General features: G+C 71.6%; 3 protein-coding genes and 1 pseudogene. 2 read left to right on the plus strand and 2 right to left on the minus strand.

The window, feature by feature from the left end; genetic code table 11:
- Nucleotides 1-138: 138 nt before the first annotated feature.
- Both KS423_RS40655 and KS423_RS40660 read right to left on the minus strand, forming a co-directional pair.
- Entirely contained in the window at nt 139-1,623 is a 1,485-nt protein-coding gene (locus tag KS423_RS40655; RefSeq protein WP_224284754.1) for a hypothetical protein, read from the minus strand.
- 199 nt (nt 1,624-1,822) lie between these two features.
- Complete coding sequence (locus KS423_RS40660) at nt 1,823-2,593, minus strand: 1-acyl-sn-glycerol-3-phosphate acyltransferase (RefSeq protein ID WP_224284755.1); 771 nt, start codon at nt 2,591-2,593, stop codon at nt 1,823-1,825.
- A gap of 500 nt (nt 2,594-3,093) precedes the next feature.
- Between KS423_RS40660 and KS423_RS40665 the strand changes: the two genes are divergently transcribed.
- Nucleotides 3,094-3,426 carry a thioredoxin family protein gene (locus KS423_RS40665; RefSeq protein WP_224284756.1) on the plus strand — a complete coding sequence of 111 codons (333 nt, stop codon included), beginning with the start codon at nt 3,094-3,096 and terminating at the stop codon, nt 3,424-3,426.
- A gap of 252 nt (nt 3,427-3,678) precedes the next feature.
- Nucleotides 3,679-3,841, plus strand: a pseudogene (locus KS423_RS40670) (electron transfer flavoprotein subunit beta); the annotation flags it as partial.

Raw genomic sequence — 3,841 nt, forward strand, 5'->3', positions numbered from 1 at the left:
GGAAGCTAAGCCTTACAGCGCCGATGGTACTGCAGGGGGGACCCTGTGGGAGAGTAGGACGCCGCCGAACAATTCTTCAGAAAGAACCCCCATCCGGGTCCCGGATGGGGGTTCTTCGCATTTCCGGAGCTGAACGATCTATTCGTCGGACTCGGCGTCGGATTCGGCTTCGGATTCCGTCCCAGGCTGCGGCTGGTCGGTGGAGGCCTGTCCCTGGGCCGCGGCCGGCTGCTGGGTATCAGTCGGCGGCGTTTGGGGAGCCTGGGGTGCCTGATCCGATGGCTGATCCGATGGCTGGTCCGGTGCCTGGTCCGGTGCCTGGTCCGGTGCCTGGTCCGATGGCTGGTCCGGTGCCTGGTCCGGTGCCTGGTCCGATGGCTGGTCCGGTGCCTGAGCCGGTGGCTGCTCCGACGCCTGACCCGGTGCCTGATCCGGATCGGTGGGAGCGGCCGTGGCCTCCGCCGTCCCCCAGGCCGGTCGGCTGAGCCACCTGTCCGCGCTGTTGGTGAGACGGGCGACGCCCGTACCGTCGGACCGCATGCTGTAGAGGTCGGTGCCCGCGCCCGCGGGGGCCTGGGCGAAGACGATGGAGTTGCCGTCGGGCGCGTAGGCGGCTGTGCCGTAGAAGGTGTTCGAGGGCGCGGGGGTGAGGGCTCCCATGGCGCTGCCGTCGGGGTGGATGGTGTAGATGCCGCCGCCGGGGGCGTTGTCGGGGCCGGCCGGGTAGGTGGTGAAGAGGATCCGGGTGCCGTCGGGGGACCAGTCCGCACGGTCGCCGGCGCGCAGTTCCCAGGGGGTGAGCTGCCGCAGCCCGGTGCCGTCCGCGCTCACGACGTAGATGGCGCGGCTGTTGGCGGGCTGCCCGGTGGCGCTGGTGCGGTACTCGAAGGTGAGCTGCTTGCCGTCGGGGGACCAGCTGGGGTTGCTGACTGCTCCGGAGTAAGGCTTGTCGTTGGTGAGGAAGGTGAGCCGCTGGACGTCGGTGCCCTCGGGGCTCATCAGATAGAGGTCCGAGTACTGGACCTGGTGGCTGCCGGACGAGTCCAGGGCGCCCCAGGAGCGGCTGAAGGCGACCTGCTTGCCGTCCGGGGAGAAGGCGGGGGCGCGTTCGTCCTCGTTGGTGCAGTCGGCGGTGCCGCCGTCGCACAGCTGGCTGACCTGGTGCTCGGGGCCACCGGCGGTGGGGACGGTCCAGAGTCGGGCGGTGCCGTTCTGAGGGTCGGTGCGGTCGAAGGCGATGGTGGTGCCGTCGGGTGACCAGTCCGGGCGGTCGTCGAGTGCGCGGGCCGGCGGCTGGGTGACCTGGCGCTGGCCGCTGCCGTCGGGGGAGAGGGTGACGATCGCGCTGCTGGTGCGGGAGGCGTCGGTGTAGGCGCGGCTGACGATCAGCCCGTTGTGCACGGCGGCCGCGGGCGATCCGACGGCAGCGTCGACCAGGTCGGGTGTCGCCGCGGGGGTGGCGGTAGGGGTCTCCGGCCGGATCTCCGAGAGTGGGATCTCCCCGGGTTGGGCCCCGCAGCCGGTGAGCAGGGTGCCCAGAAGCAGAAGGCCCGCACCGGCGCTCGCGCGAGTGCGGGCTCTGCCCGTGGCTGACTGTCGTGTGCCGGTGGTGATCCTTGCCATCTCCGCCTCCGAGCCTTTCGACCGTTCCGACGTGTGCCCCCGCCGCGGATTCAGGACGAAGGCCCCTGAAAGGAGCTGTCACTGTGTCAGACGGGGAGCTTCGGCGGCCGGGCGACACGCGACGGACCGCGTTCGGTCGGTCGCACGGAGTAGACGCGGGCTGGAGGCGGAAATGGGAGGACGGAGGCGGAGAGGGGGATCAGCCCCGGGCGGCGCGGCGCTCGGCCTTCGCGAGGGCTTCCGCCTCGTCCTCGGCCTCGGCGACCTCCAGGGTGGGCGCGGTGCCGCCGAGGTGGGCGGGCAGCCACCAGGCGTCGTCCGGGCCGGAGGGCTTGCCGGGGTACTCGCGCTGGGCCTGGTCGAGCATCTCGCTCATGGCGGCGCGCAGCCGTCGGGTGACCATCACCGGCTTGTCGTTCGGCCCGAGGTGAATCGGTTCGCCGATCATGATGGTGACCGGGACGTGCCGCTTGGTGAGGGTCTTCGGGCGGCCCTTGGTCCAGAGCTGCTGGGTGCCCCAGAGCACGACGGGCAGCAGCGGGGCGCCCGAGTCGGCGGCCATCCGGGCGGCGCCGGTCTTGAACTTCTTCAGCATGAAGGAGCGGCTGATGGTGGCCTCGGGGAACACCCCGACCACCTCGCCGGCCTTGAGGGCGCGCACGGCGGCCTCGTACGCGGGCTGGCCGTCGGTGCGGTCCACCGGGATGTGCTTCATGCCGCGCATCAGCGGGCCGGAGATCCGGTGCTTGAAGACGTCGTCCTTGGCCATGAAGCGGGTCTTGCGCTTGCCGCCGCGGTACGCGCCGAGGCCCGCGAAGAGGAAGTCGAGGTAGCTGATGTGGTTGCTGACCAGTACCGCTCCCCCCCTGGCGGGGATGTGTTCGGCGCCCACGATCTTGATCCGCGCGTCGAGAGCGCGGAAGGCGGTGAGTGCGGCGCCGATCACCGGCGGGTACACGAACTCTGCCACGGTCAGTCCTGACTTCCACGGGCCGGAGCCCGGTTCGGCGGGTACCCGCTCCGTTGTGCGGGCGGTGCCGACCGGAGCACGGCACTCCGCGGCGGTCACGGGTGATTCACGGAGATGATCCCCCGAACGAGTGCCTGCTGTCACCTGAGCCGTGCGGTCAGGCGACTGTTGGCGGTGTGATCTCCGTGATGAATTCCCACGGGAACTTTTCCGTTGCCCGGTGTCGTCGGTATCAGGCGCCGACGGTGAGGCGGCCCTGGGCGCGCAGTCGGACGTACGGAGCCAGGCGCAGACCGCCGAACGCACCGAGGGCGAAGACGAGTGTCTGGGCGGCAAGGAGCGCGCAGTTGCCGGTGCGCAGGCCGACCCCGGCGGTCGACCGTGTTTCGGGCGCCGCGGGCGCTGCCGCAGACTGGAGGGACGAGCGGGCCGGCGGCCCGCGTTGTCGTGCTTCGACGGCGGCCGGGCCCGGTCCGCTGCGGGCCGGGGGTGACGGGAGGCTGGGAGTGAGCGCCGAGGACGGGGCGGAACGGCTGTCGGAGGCCGAGTTGGGCGGGCCGCTCGGCGCGCGGGCGACGCTGGTGCAGTTCTCGACGGCCTTCTGCCAGCCCTGCCGCGCCACCCGGCGGGTGCTCTCCGAGGTGGCCGGGATGGTCGACGGGGTCGAGCACGTCGAGGTGGACGCAGAGGAGCGGCTGGAGCTGGTCCGCCGGCTGGAGGTCCGGCGGACGCCGACCGTCCTGGTGCTGGACGGGGAGGGCCGGGTGGTGCGGCGGGCGGCGGGGCAGCCGCGCAGAGTGGACGTGATCGCGGCGCTCGGTCGCGTGGTGTGAGCAATCCGGCCGCACGAGTTCCGCCCCCTCGGGTGGAGTCGGCCTCGGGCTGGGGCAGGATGGGCGCAGGCGGCGGAGCAGCCGCACGGCATAAGCTACTGGCCAGTAGTGACCGCTGCGCTACCGGCGAGTATGCTGCCAGGAAGTTCCGGACCGGCACGGGAATTCGCTGCCCGGAGCGGGTGCGTGCCGTGTTCGCGCCCGCTTGCACCGCCGCAGCCGCCGGACGAGACCAGTACAGGAGACAAGGCCGTGAGCTTGAGGATCGTTGTCTGTGTGAAGCACGTGCCGGACGCGACGGGTGACCGTCGTTTCGCGGACGACCACACCACCGACCGGGAGGGCGTGGACGGCCTCCTGTCGGAGCTGGACGAGTACGGCGTGGAGCAGGCGCTGCGGATCGCGGAGGCGAACG

The organism is Streptomyces sp. LS1784 (assembly GCF_020103755.1).
GTDB lineage: Bacteria > Actinomycetota > Actinomycetes > Streptomycetales > Streptomycetaceae > Kitasatospora.

Excerpts from the sequence above, each read along its gene's own strand:
- KS423_RS40655 (WP_224284754.1), bottom strand. The coding sequence starts at position 1,623 with ATGGCAAGGATCACCACCGGCACACGACAGTCAGCCACGGGCAGAGCC.